The sequence below is a fragment of the Candidatus Neptunochlamydia vexilliferae genome, from assembly GCF_015356785.1.
GTDB classification, from domain to species: Bacteria; Chlamydiota; Chlamydiia; order Chlamydiales; family Simkaniaceae; genus Neptunichlamydia; species Neptunichlamydia vexilliferae.
In genome coordinates this window covers 1-21,103 of sequence record NZ_JAAEJV010000027.1, presented here as the reverse complement: position 1 = coordinate 21,103, position 21,103 = coordinate 1, and the positions used below count along the sequence as shown (strand labels likewise).

The following is a 21,103-nucleotide window of genomic DNA, read 5'->3' as shown; positions in this document are numbered from 1 at the left end:
TACTTATCTTATCCTGATCCTAGAGGGATCGAGAGGATGGGTGACTCTTTGTCTTGCTGTCTTGCTTGGAGGTTATAGATCTGCTGAAGGAGGACAAAGGTCCGCTTCGAGTTGACATCGCTGTCATCGATATAGAACCAGTAGCCACGGTAGGCAACCGCTAGATAGGCATGGTCTGGACGGTGAAGACTCCAGTGGATCTCAAAAAGATCTCCCACAACCTCGCCCCAATCAAACATCGAGCCGTCGACATTTTGTGTGGTGGCAACGATCCCTGCTTGAAGATCGCGCAGAGGGACCTGCACCCCTAAGCTGAGGTAGTACATGGCACTTAAAAGGGAGCGGGTCATGATTCCAATTTCTGCCTGCTCATTGAAGGCCTGTCTCATGTTAAGGACATAACGCCCTTTTCTTTTACTCACCCCTTCAAGGAGGTCGGCTAGTCTTTCTGCCTGAACACTCTCGGCAGGAAAAGAGATCTGAATTGTGTTGGGACGCTCTTTACAAGCATCTTCTTCCGATAAATCGTGGTCGCCATGGTGGGGGATAAAGCGAACTCCCACTTGGAGCTGTCCTAGAGTCTGAAAGTGGCGTAAGAGAGTTAAGCACTCGAAGAACTTCTTGTAATGGGGAGGGCGAACCGGAATAGGCCCTGAAGCAGCATTTGCGTTAGGAATATCAGCCATGTTCTGAATCAAAAGGCGGAAGACCCGATCAACATCCCACCCTGTTAGGAGAAGTCCCTGGATAATACGGAGATCTAGAGGTTGCATCAGCTGGATAGCAAAGTCCTTTCCTTCTAGAGGAGAGTACTGAATAGTTGGTTGGTTCGACCAAGCAAAGTCCCCTCCTAATGCAGCGGGATTGTCTTGGTTAAATCCGGGAATTTTGATCGAGGGAAGAAGCTTTCCGGTAAAGTTAAACTGGGTGGTGATCCCGTTGAGCTCTAGAAAGTAGGGGGTGTCAGAGTAGCGAAGGCGGACAAGGTTCAGAAGGAGCTCTTGGTTGGTCGTATTTTGGGCTGCAACATTATAGGAGGTGCGCCCCCCGCTTCCATACATCGAGGTCCGGCTCGAAACGTGGCACCCTGTTATAAAAAATGTACTTGTGATGATCAGTGATAAAAGCGTTTTCATATCCAATATACTCCTAAACGTTAAACGTGTACAATAAATTTATAAATATATCTGATGTGCTTTTTTTTAATCAACAAAATTTTCAACAAGCTGTTGCAAAAATTCTCTTTTTGGTAAAATTTTCTCAAATTAACCAAGAGGTAATATGTCTATTGAACCTTTAGAGTCAGGGTCTGATCTCCCTGTTACTGAGATCGAACAAGAGCATCCAGAGCAGAAAAAAACTGCACAAATTGGACAGGAGCATTTTGCAGGAGATAACTCCCCTTTCTGTATAAAAAAGATCAAGTATGAAGTTTCTCTTCTTTACAAAAGGCTGGTTAAAAGTGGCAGTTGGTGGACACGCATCGAACCCTTTAACCTTTATCTTGGTGCACTTCCTCTTGCAAACAGTGGCCATTTAGAGATAATTGTTAACCTCGGTGTAACCCATATCCTTTCGGTAGTGGAAGATTTTGAACTTCAAGAAGGGTGGTTCAACACCCCTGTAAAACCAGAAGATTGGGAAGCAGCTGGAGTCTCTGTAAAACATATTCATGCGGAGGATTACTGCCCCTTAACTCATAAGCAGATCGAAGAAGGGATCGCTTACCTCCACCAATGCTTTCGGGAAGGTAAAACGGTTTATCTCCATTGTAAAGGAGGAGTGGGACGGAGTTCTTCGATCTTTGTTGCCTACTTAATAAAACACCATGAAATGTCCTTTAAGGGTGCTTTTGACTTTGTAAAAAAGCAGCGCCCTAATATCCACCTAAACGAAGAACAACAAAACGCTATTCTTACCTATTTTGAAGGTGTTAGTAAGTATGGGAATCCCAAATCAGGCGGTTGGTAAAGATCCCGGTCGCCCAGATGATCGCTCCTCCCCAAAAGGCGCCCCAAAACGTATGGATATGGACCCCATAGGAGATCTCACTGGCTAGCCAAAAGGTAAAGCTGTTGATCACCAAAAGAAAAAGTCCGAGGGTAAGGATCGAAATCGGCAGAGTCAGAAGGGTCAAGATTGGCCTCACCACCGAGTTAATCACCGCTAGAATGAGCCCAAAAAAGATCGCATCGAGGTTGTTTTTCACCTCCAACCCGGGAAGGAAGTGGGCACAAAGGAGGACAACAATGGTGGTGATGATGACACGGACTATGAATAGTAACACTTAATCCTCCAACGCAACATTAATCAAGCTTCCGGCAAGGATCGACTCTCGCTCCCGCTGGCTAAGGCCGTGGGCTACCTTATAGCTCTCATTTTTTGTCTTATTAAAAACTTCGAATTCATGATCTTTTTCGATATGTTGACGGACATCTTTAATCTCAAGGATATCCTCTTGGGAGATCTTGTCGTGATCGGCAGGGTCCACAAAAGTGAGGGGCAAAACTCCAAAGTTACAGAGGTTTTTCCGGTGGATCCGGGCGTAGCTTTTGGCAATAACCGCTTTTACCCCAAGGTAGCGGGGAGAAATCGCTGCATGTTCGCGGCTCGATCCTTGCCCATAGTTATTCCCTCCTACAAGCAGAGAACCTGTTTTTTGATGCTTTATCGCCCGATCATAGTAGCTCTCATCGACCTGACCAAAGGTAAACTTGCTAATCTCAGGAATGTTACTTCGGAAAGGGAGCACTTTGGTTCCTGCAGGGAGGATCTCGTCAGTCGAAATGTTGTCCCCCATCTTGAGAAGCACCGGTCCTTCAATGTGGTCGGTCAGGGGCTCAAACTTTGGAAGGGGCTTGATATTGGGTCCCATGATCAGGTCCATTTTCTCCCCTGGAGGAGAGAGCTCTTCAACAAGCTCGATCTGTTCAGGCTCTTTGTACTGAGGATAGGGTCCATCAAGATCGCGGGGATCGGTGATCACCCCCGTCATCGCTGAAGCAATGGCGGTCTCAGGGCTACAAAGATAAACCTGGTCCTCTTTGGTTCCAGAGCGGCCAGGAAAGTTCCGCGGGTTGGTCCGGAGGCTGATCTTTCCCGAAGCGGGCGCCTGTCCCATTCCGATACATCCATTGCATCCTGCTTGGTGGATCCGCGCCCCTGACCGAATTAAAGAGGCGAGGTAGCCCCCAGAAACAAGGTTTTCAAGGACCTGTCTCGATGAAGGGTTGATGTCGAGCGATACTTGATCTTGCGACTTCTTCCCCTCGATGATCATCGCCGCAATCGCAAAGTCGCGCATCCCAGGATTTGCCGAAGAGCCGATCATCGACTGAAAAATGGGCTTGCCGGCCACCTCTTTAACTGGCACCACATTGCCAGGGCTGGTCGGGCATGCAATCAGCGGCTCTAACTTAGAAAGGTCGATCTCGTCATGCTCATCATAGGTACAGTCAGGATCCGCTTTCAGCTCTAGCCAATCCTTCCCCCGCCCATGAAGGGTCATAAACCGCTGCGTCTCCTCATCGGAAGGGAAAACACTTGTGGTGGCCCCCAGCTCTGCTCCCATGTTGGTAATGACATGACGGTCCATCGCTGAAAGATTTTCCAAACCTGGACCATAGTACTCGATAACTTTGCCCACTCCTCCTGCCACATCATGGCGGCGAAGCATCTCTAAAATAATATCTTTGGCGCTCACCCAATCGGGAAGTTTTCCCGTAATCTTGACACCCATCACCTTGGGCATTTTGAAATAAAACGGCTTTCCCGCAATGGCAAGAGCAACCTCCAAACCTCCCGTTCCGATGGCGAGCATCCCTAAACTCCCCGCTGCTGGAGTGTGGCTATCGGAGCCGACCATTGTCTTACCGGGAATACCGAGCTTCTCCATGTGAACCGGGTGGCTCACTCCATTCCCTGGCTTGCTATACCAAAGGCCAAACTTCCGCGTGGCGCTCCATAAAAAGAGGTGATCGTCAGGGTTCTTAAAGTCATTTTGGATAATGTTGTGGTCGACATATTGACACGACACCTCGGTCTTCGCCTCTTTAAGCCCCATCGCCTCGAGCTCAAGCATCACCATCGTTCCCGTCGCATCCTGCGTCAAAGTGTGGTCGATCTTGATCCCAATTTCCTCACCAGGAACCATCTCCCCTTCCACAAGGTGGCTTTCAATCAGTTTTTGTGTAACGTTCTTGCCCATGTAAAATACCTCTTTCTCGGCACAATATCAGAGAGCTATTTTTGCCTAAAGGAATTCTTTGGGAAAAATCAAGCTTGTACGGTTCTTCATAGTCTGCCTAAGAATAAATTCCGATATGATAAAATTTTATTTTAGATTACAAAATAGGCAATATTTGTTATGCTCAGCTTCTATATATCGAAGGGAAAAAAAGAAAAAATCGGAATACTTTTATACGGTTTCTTCTTTTAAACAATTGGTTTTCAACACCTATAACATTAAGAGGAAGAAATGTCAGCAACATCTAATAGCAAAAGGATAGACATAGAGATACCGGCTCAGGAAAACCTTACAAAGAGCCTCGAACATATAACAACTAAAGATTTCACTAAACTTTTTAACCGATTTTATGAAAAAATTTCTTGTCTATCAGGTCTTACAAAAGATATTCAAGATAGAGATACCTTGATTAAAGTGAAGACTTTTGCCCTACACTTTCTTTCTAGAGGGAGTACGATTCCCATACTAACGGATCATGATATAATTGACCGCTCTCCACTCGATTACCTTAGAAAAAAAGATAATAAAGCAACATATTATCGGGGGGATGGCTCTCCAACACTGCAGATTTTCAAACAGGTCTTTAAGGACCGGTTACCAAATAATATTGATTTTAATAATAAATATAGTGCTGGGTTAATTAAGCCAAATCGGTTTCCTATAGCTATGGAAAGGAGCTGTACTTACCATAATTTGGGGTACACCAAAACTTCAAAAATTACCAGTATTCAAACCCAAAATAATCTAGTTTTTTTTGATATTAGTGAGTGGATTAAGGGTTTCTTTACTAACGATTCTGATGATATAGATATCGTTAACCTCAAAATTGCTAAAACAGTTAAAAATCTTAATAAGCAACAAGGCAACTTTTTTTTTGGAGGTGTTCTTAAGGTCAACGAATATGTTGGAGTCTATATCTTTTTCTCAAAAAACAACTGCCACTTGAAAAAAGGAAATAAAGAATACAAAGCTATTGCAGAAATGCTTGATCACCGGGGGGTTATTGGTGGTTATCCAGAAATGATTATGATAAAAAGAGCTTTAGCTGAAACAGGATTCAAAATACTAAGCAATACAACAGAAAACTCTCGATTAAGTTCTCAAAGCTCTAATTTTTCTTCTAGCTCCTCCAGTTCGTCTTCTTCTTCCCATTCTAACCAGAATCAACTTGCAAAAAACACTTTAAAAAACGCGAAGGATAAACTTCAAGGATGTAAAAACCAGCTTTTTTCTTCTTATACAGAACTTATTTTAACTCTTTTAGAGGATATTTTAGATAGAATTCAAGAAAATGACCTTACTAAGTTCAGCGCTAAAAAAATACTTGAAGACTGTCAGAGTTTAAACAACAACCTGTCGTTTCAAGAAGCTCTTAACCATTACCACTCAATTATCGAAGAGATAATTTTCTGTAGTCTATTTGTTAAGCAAGAAAAAGAACTTGAAGAAGTTATTCACACTTCTTTACCAGACAAAGATGGAACAGTGCTGTGCTATAATAGTGGAATGGCATGCTTTGACTACATTTTACAAGCTATACTTGAAGACTATAAAAACAAAACACCTTCTTTAAATGTGTTAGAAAGTAGCTATTATGAAATCAAAGATGAGTTAGTTTGGTTGCTGTCTAAGTGGAATGTATCCACAATCAAAAATAATGATGAATTCTCAGAAGATCTAGATCTACTTGTTCTAGATCTTTACCCCAATAATGTAACCCTAGAAAAGGTTGAGGAAAGTCCAGTAGTAAAGCTTGTAGAAAAAGCTCTTTCTAACAGGGAGGATAAGCTTCTCCCTCTTACAGTGGTGTTAGATACTTCGACAACGCTACTAACGGAGAAAAAAATTTGGGATATAAAAAAAGCTCTGGAAAACGAAATTCAAAGCGGAAAACTTCGATTAGTACTTACAACAAGTTTAGCTAAATTTTATAGCTGTGGTTTTGATAAATATACTGGGGGCGCTATTGTCTGTTTTGAGAAAGAAGATACTTTAAGTCTAAGGCTTAAAAAAAGCAGAGATAAAGATCTTATGTCTAAAGAAGCTGAAAGTTTTTTTTCACTTTTTATAGGAAAAGGGATGACGAGTATTGAAAATTATTATAAAACAATCCTTGAGAATACAAATGCTTTATATGAAAGACTAAAAAAAGACGAACTTATACTGCAAGAAAGAGATCAAAATATTCCGGTTATTGGAATACACCCTAAAGGGAATGATAACAAAGAACTAGCTACAGCGACTCTAGAGAAAAGGGTTGCTCAATCAGCTCCTTCTAAAGACCTACCCTTTTTTATAAGAGCAAGCTTTCCCTTTCCTCACACCACAGCGGTAGAGTGCTACACTGCATTAAGAGTTGTTGCAGGATTAGATGCAAAAAAAAATATTGAAAAATATGCAAGCCTTTTTAAACCCAACTAGCAAGGTAAGGCAACTCCCAAATAATTTTTTTCAGGGAAGCAGGAACCTCTTTGATGGGGTTTTTAAGAATAGAGAGATAGTTAAGATTAGGCATTTTTGAAATAAATTTTGGGATTTGTTTTAGCTTATTTCCATTAATGGTCAATGATCTCAAATACCTTAATTTTTCAATAGCATCTGGAATGTGCTCTAGACAATTGGTTGATAAGTCTAAAGAACGCAACTCCCTAAGGAGCTCAATATTCGAATTCTTTAAATCCGACTCTTTTAAGCAACAACCGGAAAGATCGAGTAGGTTTATTTGATCTGCTAGCTCAGACTGCTTTGGTTTATTCTGTAGAGCTTGTTCAGCAAGCTGGCGTGCGTTATGGTTTTTGGCATGCTTTATTATAAAGTTGAATAAGTTTTCATATTTCTTTTCATTCGATAAGCAGTTTTTTTCATGAGAGCAGAGACTAGGGGTAATTTTAGATTGCAATTTTTCTATATAACCAAACATTTGGGAAAAGTAGTTATTTGCTTCCTTAGGGTTATCTAAAGAAGCCGCAAATATACCTGAGATGATGTGGCATATATTTATGTCTAGAGAATGGTGGTAACTTGTTATACTAAGGCTATTTTTAACAGCGTCCCTAACAATATAAGATAACATCTCGTCCTGGCTGTCCCAACAAATAACCTCTTTTAAAGCTTTTCCATTCAGAGTATAAAGGTCTGTTTTTAAAAGGTAGTAAGCTATAAACTCAGAGGCAGCAATAACTTCTTGGAAGGCTGGTTGTAAAGAAAAGCTATCTATCTCATTATGAAGCTTATTTTTCCATGTTTCTTTTTCTTTCTGAGAAATATTTAGCTGCTCTAATGTTTTTATGCTAATTTTTACACGTAATAAAAGATAAGATTTTTTTTGGCGATTTGGCTCTGATTTAAAATCTGAAAGAAGTACCATTGTTGTCGTAGGGCCAAGCATCAAGGTACCAAGGATATCACAAACCAGTTTTTGTTTATTACCAGACCAAAGCATCTTGAAAGCTTCTCTATGACTGGATTCAATCTTTTTCGACTTTAAATCGATCACATCATCAATTTCTGAAGATATTTCATTAAACAAATCTCGGTTAGATTTGAAAATTTTTTGCAAAGCAACCTCAGTTCCTAGCTTTATCCATGAAGATGCTTTTTGAGTTTTAGAAGAGTTTGCTATTGATTCGGTAGTAAAGAAGTGGATTGCCATTTCTTTTATCTGCTCAATACTTACCGATGGGTTTGGAGGTGAAAATGCCTGTTTTTTGTTTAACTGCGGAACTTTTTTTTCAAATACATTAAGTTGGGAACAAGAAGGAATTAAAGATAATTTATCTGAAGAAGACATTTTTCCACCTCTCTAAGGTTGTTTGATGTATTATATCATACTTATCTAGGTCTTTTAGTGCAATGAAAACCTCTCAAAAAAAATATAATGTTTTTTATTCAGGGATTTTCCTGTCAATTAACACCAGCTTAGGCTAAAATCCTGCTTGAGACTGAAGGCCTCAGTTTCGGGATTGGTTTGCTTAACTCCGGAGAGAGCTTTGCTTAAATTTTCTTTTTTTTGATTGAAGGTAAAATCCCCTGAGGTTAAGTAAAATAAATCTGAAACTGAGGTTAAGGAGGTTTCCATGTCATCAAGTAGTCAAACAACTATTGCAAGTTACTACTATTCTTACGGAGTAGCATCAGAAAATAATAGAAAAATCGAGTTTTGTAGGAAACAAGAGGATGACCCAAAGTCTTTACAGGCTATAATTATGGGTAAAAAAGAAAGCAAGTGGCTAAGAGCATGCGTAGTAGAGGGAGAGAAAATTCGTGTGGAGCTTTTAAGCACCTCTGAAAAAGCTAAAATAATAATGGAGGCTCGCCAAAAGCTAGCAAGTATCCCTCCCTTTAAGTCAAAAAATATTAGAGAGTATAGCATTGGTGAGCAAGATGACATATTAAAAAATCTTACTCCGATTGGAAAAAGAAAAATTGAAATTTATAATGATCCTGAAGGGAAAAACGGAATGGAAAAAATTACAAGCATTACAATTTTCGATCCCTCATAGAGAAGCAGGGCAGCTGCGGCTCCGCCAGTACCAGGGACCGTAGCAGTAGGTAAGCTGCGTTCCCTTAGGGATCAGCTTGTTCGAAAAGAAGATAATATGGCTGATCCCCTCCTTAATGACCCAACGGGAGGTGAGGTTGGGCTTATCACTGTGGTTGAAAAAGCGGGTGAAATTCCCCTGCTCTTTGGCGTCGATGCAGTAACGGGTCGCCTTTCCACAGATGTCATAGCTAAAGACATAGTCGTTGAAGCGGTTCTTCCGCTTTCGCCTCTTTTGGACGTGGCCGGTATACTCCCCCATGTAGGTCAGGGCGGGGATATCGCACGCTGCAAACACGCCATAGCCGAGGTAGCGGTTGATCCACCGGATATAGTAGAGATGCTCACGCGGAGAGGCCATCGCCTTTTCATGGAGCGCTAAGGTCCACCGGTTCATCTCGAAGAATTTTTTCCGCTTCATCTTACGAGCACACTTTTTTTTCATCTTTTCGATAATCTTCGGTGAATCAAAGGTGAGCGTATCGGTATAGGTGATCCCCAGCCGCTCCTCAAACTCTTTGATAGGGATCGGGACGATTTTATCGTCTCGATAAATCAAGATCATAGGTGTCCGAGGAGACGCCACCACACACTTCCAACAGTAAAGTAGATCACGATGTTAATAATGCTGGCGTAGAACCCAAACTTCCACCAATCGGTGACCTTCACGTAGCTCGATCCAAAATAGATCGGCGCTGGGCCGCACGCATAGTGGGTCAACCCTCCCATGAGGTTGCTAAGGAACCCTAAAGTGAGCGCCGCAAACATCCCGGGAGCACCAAGCGCTACCATCAAGACAAGGAATGCGGAGTACATCGAGCCGATGTGGGCCACAATACTGGCAAAGAAGTAATGGCTATAGAAATAGACAAGAGAGAGGATAATAAAGGCGGTAAACCAGGGAAAGCCCTGGACATGCCCCTTGACATACCCGCTAAACCAGGTGGTTAGACCCAACTTATTGAGGAAGGTGGCCATCATAATCAAGGTTGCAAACCACATCAGGGTATTCCAAGCTCCCTTTTCCTTGATCACATCGTCCCAGGAAAGGACTGCGGTTAGAAGAAGGACAACTAACCCAATCAGAGCAGCGATGACCGCTTTCATCTGGATGAAAGGGCCTAAAATCCACAGAGTGATTAAAAGGACAAACGAGAAGATCATGACCCACTCTTGAGAGCGCACTTTCCCCATCTCTTTGAGCTTTTTATCGGCAAAGGTGCGGGCATTGGGTGTTTCCTTAATCTCTGGAGGGTAAAACTTATAGAGAAAGAGGGGGATAATCCCTAAACAAACAAGACCAGGAATAGAGGCTGCAAGGACCCAACCACCCCAGGTAATATGAATTCCAATCCCTTCTGCAATGTCGGCAATAAGGGGGTTTCCAGCCATTGAGGTAAGGAACATTCCACTGGTAATCACCGACCCTTGGAAGGTCACCTTGATCAAAAAGGAGCCCAGTCTCCGAGGATGGCTGTAAGGCTCACTTCCAAATGCTTTGGCAAGGGAGTTGACGATCGGGTAGATAATTCCCCCCACCCGAGCGGTTACGCTGGGAATCGCCGGCGCTAAAAGAAGATCAGTGAGGACCATCCCATACCCCATCCCAAGGGTGCTTTTTCCCAAGTAACGAATGATAATGTAGGCGATCCTCTCTCCCAGCCCCGTTTTAATAAAGCCCCGAGAGATAAAAAAGGCGATGACGATCAGCCACACAATGGGATGGACAAAGCCGCTAAAGGCCTGCTCAAAGGTCAGCGTCTTGGTCGCTGCGGTGAGAACAAGCCCCAGGAAGGCAAAGGTTCCAATGGGAACAGGACGGAGAATGATCCCAATCACTGTAAAAATAAAAATCGCAAACATGTGCATTGCTTGCGTCGTCACCCCTTCAGGTGGCTTTAAATTCCAAATGAGAAGCCCCACGATAATGCTCAGGGCAAAGGAAAGAATTTTTTTATTAAAGACTCTAGACATGTAGGCGCCTTCTCCGGTAAGATCAAAGTCTTCAAGTTTAAATAAGGGGAAATTTTTTACGCAAATGAAAAATACGTTTCTGGTGCCGGAGCAACGGACCCCTCACTTCTATCTTCCCTCTCATAAGTTAAGTTGGAAGCAAGACTTAAGCTCCTTAAAACAAGAGTTTTCTAAAGAAGATTTGGCAGAGTTCTTAACCTTTTATTCGTTAGCAGAAGAGAGCCCTAAAAAAGCTCAAAAAAAAGTCGAAAAATTTCGAGAAAAGTACCCCAACAGTCCTGCAGTGCTCAATTTGCTCACTTTTCTCTACCTCTCTCGTCGAAAAATCTTTAAGGCAAACCGCTTAATCCGGGAAAATTATGCAAACAATCCCCATGATCTTTTTGCTCGGATTAACTATGCAGACCTCTGCTTAAGGAAGAAAAAATCTGAAGCCATTGGGGAGGTCTTTAACCATACCTATAGCCTTACCGAGCTCTATCCGGAGCGGAAAACCTTTCATGTCTCTGAGTTTCGCGGCTTCATGGTTGTCATGGGCTTTTACCACCTCGCGATTGGGAAAAAAGAAGCGGCAGAATGTTACCACTATTTAGCAGCAAAAGTAGATCCCGATCATCCTGGTCCAAAAGTTTTAGCGAAAAAGCTTTTTTTTAAACTAAAAAAAGGTTAGACTTTGGCGAAACCGGGGAGTCAAAATGCGCTATATCTTTTTCCTTCTTCTTTTTCTTCAAAGTATCCTGCTTGGGGAGTCTTACGACCCCAATGCCCCTAAAGAATATGGGGTACTAGGGCTAACAGGGGCGATCATCGATCACTACTTTTTCATCACCAATGAAGAGCTCAAAGCGATGGCGGAAGAGAAGGGAAGTTGGGCCCCGATCGACTACCCCACCCTTTGCTCCCTCCTTAATAAGAATAAGGGAGCAGCTCAGATGGCCCCTGGAGGAAGCGGCTCCAATGTGATCAAAGGGCTTGCTCAGCTGGGACAAAAGTGTGCCATTGTGGGGAAAGTGGGTAACGATGACAAAGGAAAATACTACTCGAAAAAAATGAAAGAGCTAGGTGTTGTTCCTCTCCTTGAAGAGGGGGCCCTTCCAACAGGGCAAGCGGTTTGCCTCATCACCCCTGACCGGGAGCGGACCTTCCGCACCTACCTAGGAGCCTCTCATAGCCTTACCGATCTTAAGTTCGATCCCAGCATCTTTGAAAAGGTGGACCTTTTTCACCTAGAGGGGTATCAGCTTGTCGATCCCGATCTCGTCATCCGGACCCTAAAACTTGCTAAAGAGGCCAATGTTCTTATTTCTGTAGATCTAGCAAGCCTTGAAGTCGTCCGAAGAAATAAAACCTTTATCCGCAATATCTTAGAGAAATATATCGACATCGTTTTTTGCAATGAGGTGGAGGCAGAAGAGCTCACTGGACTCAAACCAAAGGAAGCTTCTCGTTTTCTTTCTGAACTTTGCGCTGTTTCCGTTGTCACGATGAGCGACCGGGGCTCTTGGGTCAGCGGCAAGGAAAAACAGTTTCGAATGGGGGTCTTTCCCGTCCAAGTGATCGACACCACAGGGGCAGGAGATCTCTATGCTAGCGGCTTTTTACATGGCTATCTTACAGGGAAACCACTTGAAAAATGTGCTCAAATGGGAACGATCTGCGCTTCTTATGTGATCAAACGGGTTGGAGCAGAAATTCCTGACCAAGTATGGACAGAAATCAAGGGTCTGTTTGAGGAAAACCCCACCTCTCAAGTTGTTTTCTTCCCTGAGAAAGAAACATCTCCAAGCCCGAAATCGTAGTACACCCCTTGACACCCAACAGCTTTGTCTCTCCAAGGACAATATTCAAAACAACTGTCCCCTCATGGATGATTTCTGGGTTAATGGGAACAACCGGCGTTGTATTCACCAAAATATCGTAAGGGCAGTTGGCTACCTCCTCAATAGATAAAAACTTTCCCTTCACCTCTTGGGCAAGGGCCTTTCCTTTTTCAGGAGTTCGGTTAGCGATGAGGATCTGAGCCCCCCGCGCCGCCCCTTCGGCAGCAATAGCCTTTGCACTTCCCCCAGCGCCCAAAATAAGAAGGGTTTTCCCAGCCACTTTCCCCCTCTCTTCTAACACATCGAGAGCCCCTTTTCCATCGGTATTACTCCCTTCCCACTTGTTTCCTTTCTTGGTCAACGTATTGAATACGCCCGGGCCAACCCGCTCCTTTAGGGGCATTGTCACACTTAGCCCATAGAGGGGAAGGGGCGCGATTGCTTCAAAAAAAGACGCAACTTCTTCGGGTTTCAGGGCCATTTTTACATAGACCGCATCGCATTCTGCCAGTGCATCGTTATGAAAGAGGTGGCCGATACTTTTATCGATGGGATCGCCAATCAGACCAAAGATTTTTGTTTTAGGACCTAGCTTATGAAAATGGTAAATCCCTTGAAGTTCCTCGACGGTGAGCTGTCCGGGCGCTGTCTCTTTTCCCTTTTTGGGAGCTGCAAAGGTCAAAGGACTTCCCACCACCGGTCCCAAAATGCGGGTGATTGCCCCCTTGTCTCCCATGCACATCCCTGCCACATTTTTGCGCCCTTGCACAAAGGTAAGCATCCGGAGGGCATCAAGGGTTGAGTGAGCCTGCGTCGCTATTTTATAGATCGCTGCAGGAAGCTTTTCCATCTCGGACAAAATTGCTTCTAAATTCTCTGGCGTCTCTTCAAAGTTATGGTAGGAGCGGATAACCTTGATTCCAGGTGGAACTTTTAAGGCGCTGTCATAGGGAATATCGACATAGCCGGGCTCCAGATCGAAATACTCCCCTCCTGTAAAGATCACTGGCAGGGGGCACTCTTTTCTAAGAGGGGCAATCGCCTCTTTTTCCATGAGATCGAGACGAAACTCGACCGCATCGGCCTTTTTTCGCATGGCTGCGCGTCCCTCTTCAAGGCCTCCTTGGAGGCTAATAACTAACATTCGCTCGAACTTTTGCAGGTTCTTCTAAAATACTCAGAATTTTAGTCGCACAGTAAATCTTATCCCGTTTTCCCTCTCCAACTTGCTGAATAATTTTTGCAGTCTCCAGTCTTGAAATGACCCGTTGCGCCGTACTATAAGCCACCTCAAGCTCGGCAGCAATTTTTTTAGCCGTCACATAAGGGTTCACCGCAAAGTTTTCAACAACATCAATAGATGCCTGAGAACCTCCAACCGCCATTTTCACTTTCCACTTGTCTAAAAGAGCATTAATACGCTCCGTTCGAGATAGAGCATCCTCAGACTGGAGCGCTACTCCATTTAAAAAATAGACAAGCCAATCCTGCCATGTTCCTTGTGAACTTAGACTATATAGTTGCCGATAGTATTCGTCGCGGGTCGCCTCAAAAAAAGCACTTAAGTAGAGTAACGGGGAAGGGAGAATGCTTTGCTCGATTAAAAGGAGTATAATCAATAATCTTCCAACACGACCATTTCCATCTAAAAAGGGGTGAATTGCCTCAAACTGGTATTGACACAAAGCTGCGTGTATCAGCGGAGGGAGTTCCCTTTCATGCAAAAATTTTTCAAGTTCACCTAAACAATCAAGCAAGTGATCTGGAGGGGGAGGAACAAACTTAGCAGTGTTTAAGGTACAACCAGCAATCCCAATCCAGTTTTGACTCTTTCTAAACTCCCCAGGGGTTGCATGAAATCCTCTGACTCCTTGCATTAAGTGGTGGTGAATTTCTTTGATCAGTCTCAGCGATAAAGGGATCTTTTCTAAACGTTTCAGCCCATACTCAAGAGCAATAATATAGTTCTGAACCTCTTTGAGATCGTCTGGGTTTTGTTTGATTTTCATCCCAGCATCAGCTGCAAGGACTTCTCCAACTGTTGCCTGCGTTCCCTCAATTCGACTCGATAAAACAGCTTCACGAGTGACAAAAGGGTGGATAAGAAGATGGGGATTCCCAAGTTTGCTCCCCTCTCGAGCAAGTTTTCCCAGTAAAAAATCAGCCCGAGACAGAGACATCATAACACGATTATCCCACTCCATGTCAGTGGTTAAAGGGTTAGGGACAAAGGCCCGGTACCCTTTCTGGCATTTTATAATTTTTCCTGTAGGCGAATTCTTGATCTCCATAGAGCTAGAATAACGCTTATTATCGAAAATGTCAAATTTCGATAATAAGCCGGTTTCTTATCACCACCCATGAACATAAGAGGTTGTCTTATTATCAAAAAGTGGTATAATCGATTTTAAGAAAATGCAAACCACTGAATGTCTGTTGGATAAAAAAGCCTATTTTTCAGAAAATCTTTTAGAAGATCCCCACTTTCTTAAAGCAACTGAGGGGAAGTCTCTTGTCCTTGTCACCGACGAAACAGTCGCCTCCCTCTATCCTTTATTCCTAAAGTATGACTCCATCACCTTCCCAGCTGGAGAAAAACATAAGACCCGCAAAACAAAAGAAACGATCGAAAATGCTCTTCTTAAAAAAGGGGCGGGGCGAGAGACGGTATTGATCGCTTTTGGGGGCGGTGTTGTGACCGACCTTGTCGGCTTCGTCGCTGCCACCTACATGCGGGGCATTCCCTACCTCTCAGTCCCAACCACATTGTTAGGGATGGTCGATGCCAGCATCGGGGGAAAGACAGGGGTGAACGTCAAAGAAGGGAAAAACCTCATCGGCGCAACCCACTTGCCCCAGGCCCTTTTCATCGACTTTTCATTTCTAAAAACCCTCCCCGAAAAAGAGCTTTTAAGCGGAACGGCCGAGGTGATTAAGCATGGCCTCATTGCAAAAAAATCGCTCCTTCGCGAAACCTCTTTAGAAAAGATGGTGCGGGAAAGCTACACCATCAAAAGCGACATCGTCGAAAAAGATCTGAAGGAGTCGGGAGAGCGCCGCATTCTAAACTTTGGCCACACGATTGGCCACGCCCTTGAAGGGATCGAAGAGTATGCCATTACCCATGGGGAAGCGGTGGCGATTGGGATGGTTGTCGAGTCCTTTTTGTCCTATAAATTGGGCACTTTAAAAATAGAGGATTTTGAAACGGTCTACCAGCTCATCCGAGAAAGGGGCTTTCCCCTAAAAATTTCTCACAAAGTGACCGTCGAAAGGATGAAAAAATGGATGAAGTGTGATAAAAAGTCAGAAAATGGGGTCCCCCGTTTTGTGACGCTCTCCGCCCTTGGCAAGGTGGAGCGGCATGGAGGGGCCTATTGCACCACAGTCCCAAAGCCCTTAATCGATGAAACCTTAGGATGGATGATCGATGCACTATCAAGTTGAGCCCTCTTCCCTTTCAGGCTATTTAACCGTTCCCCCTTCAAAGTCCCATACCCATCGGGCCCTCCTCTTTGCCCTTTTGGCAGAGGGAACCTCGGTGATCCATCACCCCCTAGACTCTCCCGATACCACAGCCATGCTCCGGGTGATCGAGCAATTTGGAGCCCGCGTTACCCAAAAAGAGGAAGTTATCGAGGTCGAAGGGGTGGGAGGTAACCTCTCCCATCCCGAACAGATTATCAACGCTGGCAACTCTGGGATCATCCTCCGCTTTGTGAGCGCTTTGGCAGCCCTTCGCCCCTCTCACACCCTTGTAACGGGCGATGAGTCGATCTGCACCCGCCGCCCGATGAACCCCTTGCTCGGCGCCCTTGAAGAGCTCGGCTCCTTTGCAAAAAGTTTGGGAGAAGATGGCTTTGCCCCACTTGCGATCCGCGGCCCCTTTAAAGGGGGAAAGTGTTCCCTGAATGGTTCCGATTCCCAACCCGTTTCTGCCCTTTTGATCGCCGCCTCCTTCGCCAAAGAGCCCACCGAAATCACAGTCGAAAGTCCCGGCGAAAAACCGTGGATCGACCTCACCCTCGACTGGCTCAATTTTCTCGGCCTCCCCTATGAAAATGATGACTACACCCACTACAAAATCCCCGGAGGGGGGCGGTGCAAAGGATTTACAAAAACCATCCCAGGCGATTTTAGCTCCCTTGCCTTCCCACTAGCCGCTGCCCTCATTACCCAAAGAGAGATCTCCCTTGAGAATGTCGACAAGAGTGACATTCAAGGGGACAAAAAGCTCCTCGATGTGTTAGAAAAAATAGGAGCAAAGATGACCTTTGAAGGTAAGACCCTTCACATACAAGAAGGAGGCCCTCTTCAAGGGATGGAGGTCGATATTAACTCGATGATCGACGCCCTTCCTATCCTTGCTGTTTTGGGGTGTTATGCCCAAGGGAAAATGACCCTAACAGGAGGGGCGGTTGCCCGCGAAAAGGAGAGTGACCGGATCGCCGTCATGGCACAGGAACTAAGAAAAATGGGAGCTGAGATCGAAGAGAAAAAAGATGGGTTGATCATCATCCCCTCCCCTCTTCATGGAGCAGAGCTTGACAGCCACGGCGATCACCGCGTTGCCATGGCGCTGACCGTTGCTGCTATGGGGGCCAAGGGACCTTCAACGGTTCATAATACCGCCTGCATCGCCAAAACCTACCCCAAATTTAAAGAGCGGTTCAATAACCTAGGAGCAAAAATCACGTGAATATCGTCCTTTTTGGAATCAAAGGGTGTGGAAAAACTACCTTTGGAAAACTCATTGCCCAAAAACTTGAGCGGGCCTTCATCGACACAGACCACCTGATCGAAGAAACCTATCAGTCCACACACCAAAAAAAGCTCACCTGCCGCGACATCTACAAAGAAGTCGGTCCCCTCTCCTTCCGAGGACTTGAGTATGAAGTGATCCAGTCCCTTCAAGATGTCCAGCAGTCGGTCATCGCCGCAGGAGGAGGGGCGATGCTCCTCTATGAAAACATCGAAGCGCTCCAAAAAAATAGCCACCTCTTCTACCTCTTTTGCGAAAGAGAAAAGCTCCGCAAACGGGTTCTCGGAGAAGATCCCCTCCCCCCCTTTATCGACCCGAACGATCCCGACGCCTCCTTCGACAAAATGTATGACGAGCGGCACGACTTTTATAAAAAAGTCGGAGCCCAAGAGATCAACATCACCGCCATGGAGGATGAGGCGGTGGTCAACGCCATCTGCAAAAGTATCAGCGATGGCAAGTAACTCCTTTGGCACCCTTTTTCGGATCACCACCTGGGGAGAGTCCCATGGCAAAGCGATCGGCGTTGTGATCGACGGCTGCCCCGCCGGCCTTCCCCTCACTGAAGAAGAAGTCAACACCGAACTTGCTCTGCGCGCCCCCGGAAAAAGTCCCCACACTTCGCCCCGCAAAGAACCCGATCAGGCCGAAATCCTCTCCGGTCTCTTCAAAGGAAAAACCACCGGCGCCCCCATCTCCATCATCATCCCCAATAAAGATGCCGACCCCTCCAAGTACACCCCCATTAAAGAGCTCATGCGTCCCGGCCACGCCAACTTCACCTACCTCAAAAAATATGGGATCTTCGATTACCGAGGAGGAGGGCGCGCCTCCGCCCGTGAAACCGCCTGCCGCGTTGCCGCCGGCGCCGTTGCCAAAAAGCTCCTCGCCCACTTCGGAGTGACCGTCACCGCTCAGATCCACTCCATTGGAGGGGCCACTACCGAAAAAGAGATCCTCAAAGTTCTTGAAAATTTAAACGGAGACTCCGTTGGAGGAGTCGTTAGCTGCACAGTGACCGGCCTCCCCATCGGCCTCGGCGATCCCATTTACGAAAAGCTCGAGGCGAACCTTGCCAAAGGGATGCTTTCTATCCCCGCAAGCAAAGGGTTTGAAATCGGTTCTGGCTTCGAAGCCGCCCGAATAAAAGGGTCAGAGCACAATGATAGTTTTACCACCGATGAATCGGGAAATATTGTCCCCACCTCAAACCACGCCGGAGGAACCCTCGGTGGGATCTCAACCGGCCTTCCCCTCGATTTCCGGGTTGCGTTTAAGCCCACCTCTAGCATCGCTAGAGCGCAGCCCACCGTCGATACAGCAGGCGGAGCACAAATCTTCGAGCTCCCCGCAGGTTCCCGCCACGACCCCTGCGTCGCCATCCGCGCCGTCCCGGTGGTCGCTGCCATGGCAGCGCTTAATTGCGTCGACTGCTACTTGATGAACTACTGCTCGAAGATGCATTGTTACTCTTCCTAGGGGGATAAATCACATGTTTGTTGGATTCACTAGAGGTGTAGCGAATTTTAACCTCTTTTTTTGTCTCCTCCCTCAGCTCTTTGATGTGAGTAAAAACCCCCTCTTGCATGGCTGTGTCTGCCACAGAAATAGGGGTTTCCATGAGATCAATCATCTCACACCCATGGCTAAACAGTTGATTTAAGGTTGTGATAAGTAGAGGAAAGGAAATGTGATAGCATCTTTCAACAGTCTTTTTATGAGTAGAGCCATTTTTAATGATTTGCACACCCTCCTTAAAAATATAGTGAGGAACTGTATGAATAATATCTTTTCCTTTCTGTAGTCTTTCCGAGTAAGTGTTAAATTGTTTATCTGTTAAAGTTCCTTTGAAATAGCCATAAGATATTTTACTGCCTATTAACTTATCAATTGCACTCTCTTTAGGGACTAGGTTTTTTGTCGCTGTCCTCTTATAAGAGAGCATTGGACAATCAACAAGAAACAGATTCTTTAGTTTGAGATGCTTTAAGCCCTTAAGGCTATCAAGAGTTAATTCAGGACATTTAGTTAGGTTAAGCTGCATCATATTAGGAAAGCAGTAGCCAATCCTTGGTACTAGGATTAGGAATGGAGTTTCTCTGATTGGGAGTCCCACTATAAACCTCACATTTGTTATAAAAGCAGCTGCGGTAGGAAAGTCTTCCTTGCTTTCCCCAGGCTTTGGGAATCTTTTTAGGAAAGGACCATAGGCATCTTTATTAAAGATGCGAAGAGATTCAACAAGATAATTATTTAGTTTTTTGAAATGTTTTTCGACGCTTTTTAAGTTTAGTCCATCATCTTTAACTAAAACAATCCGTTTTTCGGATAAGTTTTTCCCATTGCCTTTGACCACTGCATTTCTCAAGTCAAAACAAGAAATATTAGGAAATTTTTTCGAAAGTTTTTCTAAACCCTCATAATTAACATCTCCTTGTAAGATCAAAGTATGAATTTCCGATAGGCATTCCGCCTCAAGCAATTTTCCTTCAATACCCTTGAAATTTTTAATAAGCAATCGATTGATTTTATGGGGTTTTGAAACTAAGAATTGAAACATTTTGTTTTTTTGAGAAATCTCTAAGGTTACAGATCCCCCAATATGGAGAACTTTTTCCCAATTATCTTTTTTGGGTAAAAAACCCTCAAAGTCAATTCGGTTTTGGTCTTTAAAGTTCTGAAAAGGAGACTTATAGTCCTTAGGATTTTTGTCTTTTAAAGACCTCTCCGTCTCCTTGGTATTAACATTTATGCCCCATGTTTTAGTTGAGTTGCTAACTTTGTCTGTATTCATCGAAGCCTTAACATCTTTAAGACCCAATGCTCCTGCAAAGTGATTAAACTCCTCGATGTTTTCCGTTGAAAGGACGGGGAAGCTTTCAAAAAGAAGCTTATTAAAGCCCTCAAGCACCTTCTTCTGCTGTTTGCACTTTTGGTTAAGCTTATTAAGCTGGCTGTTCAGGTTGGAGTTTGCCTGATCTTTGATTTGAGATAGAGTCTCTTGGTGACTTTTCTTAAGTTGCTCTATCTGCTGCTTGTAGTTTTTCTCTTGGTTTTCCAGTGCTTCTTTGCTTGAGGTTTCTTTTTGCTGCAGCATGTTTTGGTGCTGGTTATTTAGCTTCTGTAACTTCTGTTCGTGCTGCTGTTTAAGCTCTTCAAGCTGTTTATTCAGGTTAGAGTTTGCCTGATCTTTGATTTGAGATAGAGCCTCTTGGTGACTTTTCTTAAGTTGCTCTATCTGCTGCTTGTAGTTTTTCTCTTGGTTTTCTAGCGTTTCTTTGCTTAAGGTTTCTTTTTGCTGCAGCATGTTTTGGTGCTGGTTACTTAGCTTCTGTAACTTCTGTTCATGCTGCTGTTTAAGCTCTTTAAGCTGTTTATTCAGGTTAGAGTTTGCTTGATCTTTGCTTTGAGAAAGTGTTTCCTGATGACTTTTTTTAAGCTGCTCTATCTGCTGCTTGTAGTTTTTCTCTTGGTTTTCTAGCGTTTCTTTGCTTAAGGTTTCTTTTTGCTGCAGCATGTTTTGGTGCTGGTTATTTAGCTTCTGTAACTTCTGTTCGTGCTGCTGTTTAAGCTCTTCAAGCTGTTTATTCAGGTTAGAGTTTGCCTGATCTTTGCTTTGAGAAAGTGTTTCCTGATGACTTTTTTTAAGCTGCTCTATCTGCTGCTTGTAGTTTTTCTCTTGGTTTTCTAGCGTTTCTTTGCTTAAGGTTTCTTTTTGCTGCAGCATGTTTTGGTGCTGGTTACTTAGCTTCTGTAACTTC

Annotated in this window: 18 protein-coding genes; 9 read left to right on the top strand and 9 right to left on the bottom strand. The window is 44.3% G+C overall.

The window, feature by feature from the left end:
- Positions 1-8: 8 nt before the first annotated feature.
- Entirely contained in the window at positions 9-1,136 is a 1,128-nt protein-coding gene (locus tag NEPTK9_RS05595; protein WP_194847852.1) for a hypothetical protein, read from the bottom strand.
- Between the two features lie 145 nt (positions 1,137-1,281).
- Here NEPTK9_RS05595 and NEPTK9_RS05590 point away from each other — a divergent pair, with 145 nt between their 5' ends.
- On the top strand, positions 1,282-1,971 hold the full coding sequence (locus NEPTK9_RS05590; protein WP_194847851.1) for a dual specificity protein phosphatase family protein: 690 nt from the start codon (positions 1,282-1,284) through the stop codon (positions 1,969-1,971).
- Here NEPTK9_RS05590 and NEPTK9_RS05585 read toward each other — a convergent pair.
- Both NEPTK9_RS05585 and NEPTK9_RS05580 read right to left on the bottom strand, forming a co-directional pair.
- A complete protein-coding gene (locus NEPTK9_RS05585) occupies positions 1,934-2,287 on the bottom strand; it encodes a phage holin family protein (RefSeq protein WP_194847850.1) in 354 nt (117 codons plus the stop codon). The genes NEPTK9_RS05590 and NEPTK9_RS05585 overlap by 38 nt on opposite strands.
- Positions 2,288-4,207 carry an aconitate hydratase gene (locus NEPTK9_RS05580; protein ID WP_194847849.1) on the bottom strand — a complete coding sequence of 640 codons (1,920 nt, stop codon included), beginning with the start codon at positions 4,205-4,207 and terminating at the stop codon, positions 2,288-2,290. It lies immediately after the preceding gene.
- Between the two features lie 270 nt (positions 4,208-4,477).
- Here NEPTK9_RS05580 and NEPTK9_RS05575 point away from each other — a divergent pair, with 270 nt between their 5' ends.
- A complete protein-coding gene (locus NEPTK9_RS05575; protein WP_194847848.1) occupies positions 4,478-6,667 on the top strand; it encodes a hypothetical protein in 2,190 nt (729 codons plus the stop codon).
- On the opposite strand, the gene NEPTK9_RS05570 is transcribed toward NEPTK9_RS05575, so the two are convergent.
- The gene (locus tag NEPTK9_RS05570) at positions 6,654-8,036 is read right to left on the bottom strand and encodes a leucine-rich repeat domain-containing protein (protein ID WP_194847847.1); all 1,383 of its coding nucleotides are present in this window, start codon (positions 8,034-8,036) and stop codon (positions 6,654-6,656) included. The genes NEPTK9_RS05575 and NEPTK9_RS05570 overlap by 14 nt on opposite strands.
- A 286-nt stretch (positions 8,037-8,322) precedes the next feature.
- On the opposite strand from NEPTK9_RS05570, the gene NEPTK9_RS05565 reads away from it, so the two are divergent.
- On the top strand, positions 8,323-8,748 hold the full coding sequence (locus tag NEPTK9_RS05565) for a hypothetical protein (protein WP_194847846.1): 426 nt from the start codon (positions 8,323-8,325) through the stop codon (positions 8,746-8,748).
- On the opposite strand, the gene NEPTK9_RS05560 is transcribed toward NEPTK9_RS05565, so the two are convergent.
- Together NEPTK9_RS05560 and NEPTK9_RS05555 are read right to left on the bottom strand one after the other, a co-directional pair.
- Positions 8,743-9,351 (bottom strand): SET domain-containing protein-lysine N-methyltransferase, encoded by a 609-nt coding sequence (locus NEPTK9_RS05560; protein WP_194847845.1) that lies wholly within the window; start codon positions 9,349-9,351, stop codon positions 8,743-8,745. The genes NEPTK9_RS05565 and NEPTK9_RS05560 overlap by 6 nt on opposite strands.
- Complete coding sequence (locus NEPTK9_RS05555; RefSeq protein ID WP_194847844.1) at positions 9,348-10,760, bottom strand: anion permease; 1,413 nt, start codon at positions 10,758-10,760, stop codon at positions 9,348-9,350. Before NEPTK9_RS05555 ends, NEPTK9_RS05560 begins: the two co-directional genes overlap by 4 nt.
- A 64-nt stretch (positions 10,761-10,824) precedes the next feature.
- Between NEPTK9_RS05555 and NEPTK9_RS05550 the strand changes: the two genes are divergently transcribed.
- Positions 10,825-11,430, top strand: coding sequence for a tetratricopeptide repeat protein (locus tag NEPTK9_RS05550; RefSeq protein WP_194847843.1), 606 nt, complete (start codon positions 10,825-10,827; stop codon positions 11,428-11,430).
- 25 nt (positions 11,431-11,455) lie between these two features.
- Entirely contained in the window at positions 11,456-12,559 is a 1,104-nt protein-coding gene (locus NEPTK9_RS05545; RefSeq protein WP_194847842.1) for an adenosine kinase, read from the top strand.
- On the opposite strand, the gene NEPTK9_RS05540 is transcribed toward NEPTK9_RS05545, so the two are convergent.
- The gene (locus NEPTK9_RS05540; protein WP_194847841.1) at positions 12,477-13,724 is read right to left on the bottom strand and encodes a type I 3-dehydroquinate dehydratase; all 1,248 of its coding nucleotides are present in this window, start codon (positions 13,722-13,724) and stop codon (positions 12,477-12,479) included. The genes NEPTK9_RS05545 and NEPTK9_RS05540 overlap by 83 nt on opposite strands.
- On the bottom strand, positions 13,711-14,871 hold the full coding sequence (locus NEPTK9_RS05535; RefSeq protein WP_194847840.1) for a Fic family protein: 1,161 nt from the start codon (positions 14,869-14,871) through the stop codon (positions 13,711-13,713). Before NEPTK9_RS05535 ends, NEPTK9_RS05540 begins: the two co-directional genes overlap by 14 nt.
- Positions 14,872-14,995: 124 nt before the next feature.
- Here NEPTK9_RS05535 and aroB point away from each other — a divergent pair, with 124 nt between their 5' ends.
- The 4 genes from aroB to aroC are packed head-to-tail and all read left to right on the top strand — an operon-like array spanning position 14,996 to position 18,821.
- Positions 14,996-16,027: a 3-dehydroquinate synthase gene (aroB, locus tag NEPTK9_RS05530; protein ID WP_194847839.1), complete on the top strand. Its 1,032-nt coding sequence runs from the start codon at positions 14,996-14,998 to the stop codon at positions 16,025-16,027.
- Positions 16,011-17,279, top strand: coding sequence for a 3-phosphoshikimate 1-carboxyvinyltransferase (aroA, locus tag NEPTK9_RS05525; RefSeq protein ID WP_194847838.1), 1,269 nt, complete (start codon positions 16,011-16,013; stop codon positions 17,277-17,279). Before aroB ends, aroA begins: the two co-directional genes overlap by 17 nt.
- Complete coding sequence (locus tag NEPTK9_RS05520; RefSeq protein WP_194847837.1) at positions 17,276-17,806, top strand: shikimate kinase; 531 nt, start codon at positions 17,276-17,278, stop codon at positions 17,804-17,806. The genes aroA and NEPTK9_RS05520 overlap by 4 nt, the downstream gene beginning before the upstream one ends.
- On the top strand, positions 17,796-18,821 hold the full coding sequence (gene aroC, locus NEPTK9_RS05515; protein ID WP_194847836.1) for a chorismate synthase: 1,026 nt from the start codon (positions 17,796-17,798) through the stop codon (positions 18,819-18,821). Before NEPTK9_RS05520 ends, aroC begins: the two co-directional genes overlap by 11 nt.
- On the opposite strand, the gene NEPTK9_RS05510 is transcribed toward aroC, so the two are convergent.
- Positions 18,760-21,103: coiled-coil domain-containing protein (locus tag NEPTK9_RS05510; protein ID WP_228547041.1), on the bottom strand; the 2,344-nt coding region annotated here is incomplete at its 5' end. The two genes, aroC and NEPTK9_RS05510, sit on opposite strands and share 62 nt — an antisense overlap.

Bases quoted from the DNA above. Each gene is read 5' to 3' on its own strand.
- NEPTK9_RS05595 (WP_194847852.1), bottom strand. From the start codon at position 1,136: ATGAAAACGCTTTTATCACTGATCATCACAAGTACATTTTTTATAACA.
- NEPTK9_RS05590 (WP_194847851.1), top strand. From the start codon at position 1,282: ATGTCTATTGAACCTTTAGAGTCAGGGTCTGATCTCCCTGTTACTGAG.
- NEPTK9_RS05580 (WP_194847849.1), bottom strand. From the start codon at position 4,207: ATGGGCAAGAACGTTACACAAAAACTGATTGAAAGCCACCTTGTGGAA.
- NEPTK9_RS05575 (WP_194847848.1), top strand. From the start codon at position 4,478: ATGTCAGCAACATCTAATAGCAAAAGGATAGACATAGAGATACCGGCT.
- NEPTK9_RS05570 (WP_194847847.1), bottom strand. From the start codon at position 8,036: ATGTCTTCTTCAGATAAATTATCTTTAATTCCTTCTTGTTCCCAACTT.
- NEPTK9_RS05565 (WP_194847846.1), top strand. From the start codon at position 8,323: ATGTCATCAAGTAGTCAAACAACTATTGCAAGTTACTACTATTCTTAC.
- NEPTK9_RS05560 (WP_194847845.1), bottom strand. From the start codon at position 9,351: ATGATCTTGATTTATCGAGACGATAAAATCGTCCCGATCCCTATCAAA.
- NEPTK9_RS05555 (WP_194847844.1), bottom strand. From the start codon at position 10,760: ATGTCTAGAGTCTTTAATAAAAAAATTCTTTCCTTTGCCCTGAGCATT.
- NEPTK9_RS05550 (WP_194847843.1), top strand. From the start codon at position 10,825: ATGAAAAATACGTTTCTGGTGCCGGAGCAACGGACCCCTCACTTCTAT.
- NEPTK9_RS05545 (WP_194847842.1), top strand. From the start codon at position 11,456: ATGCGCTATATCTTTTTCCTTCTTCTTTTTCTTCAAAGTATCCTGCTT.
- NEPTK9_RS05540 (WP_194847841.1), bottom strand. From the start codon at position 13,724: ATGTTAGTTATTAGCCTCCAAGGAGGCCTTGAAGAGGGACGCGCAGCC.
- NEPTK9_RS05535 (WP_194847840.1), bottom strand. From the start codon at position 14,871: ATGGAGATCAAGAATTCGCCTACAGGAAAAATTATAAAATGCCAGAAA.
- aroB (WP_194847839.1), top strand. From the start codon at position 14,996: ATGCAAACCACTGAATGTCTGTTGGATAAAAAAGCCTATTTTTCAGAA.
- aroA (WP_194847838.1), top strand. From the start codon at position 16,011: ATGCACTATCAAGTTGAGCCCTCTTCCCTTTCAGGCTATTTAACCGTT.
- aroC (WP_194847836.1), top strand. From the start codon at position 17,796: ATGGCAAGTAACTCCTTTGGCACCCTTTTTCGGATCACCACCTGGGGA.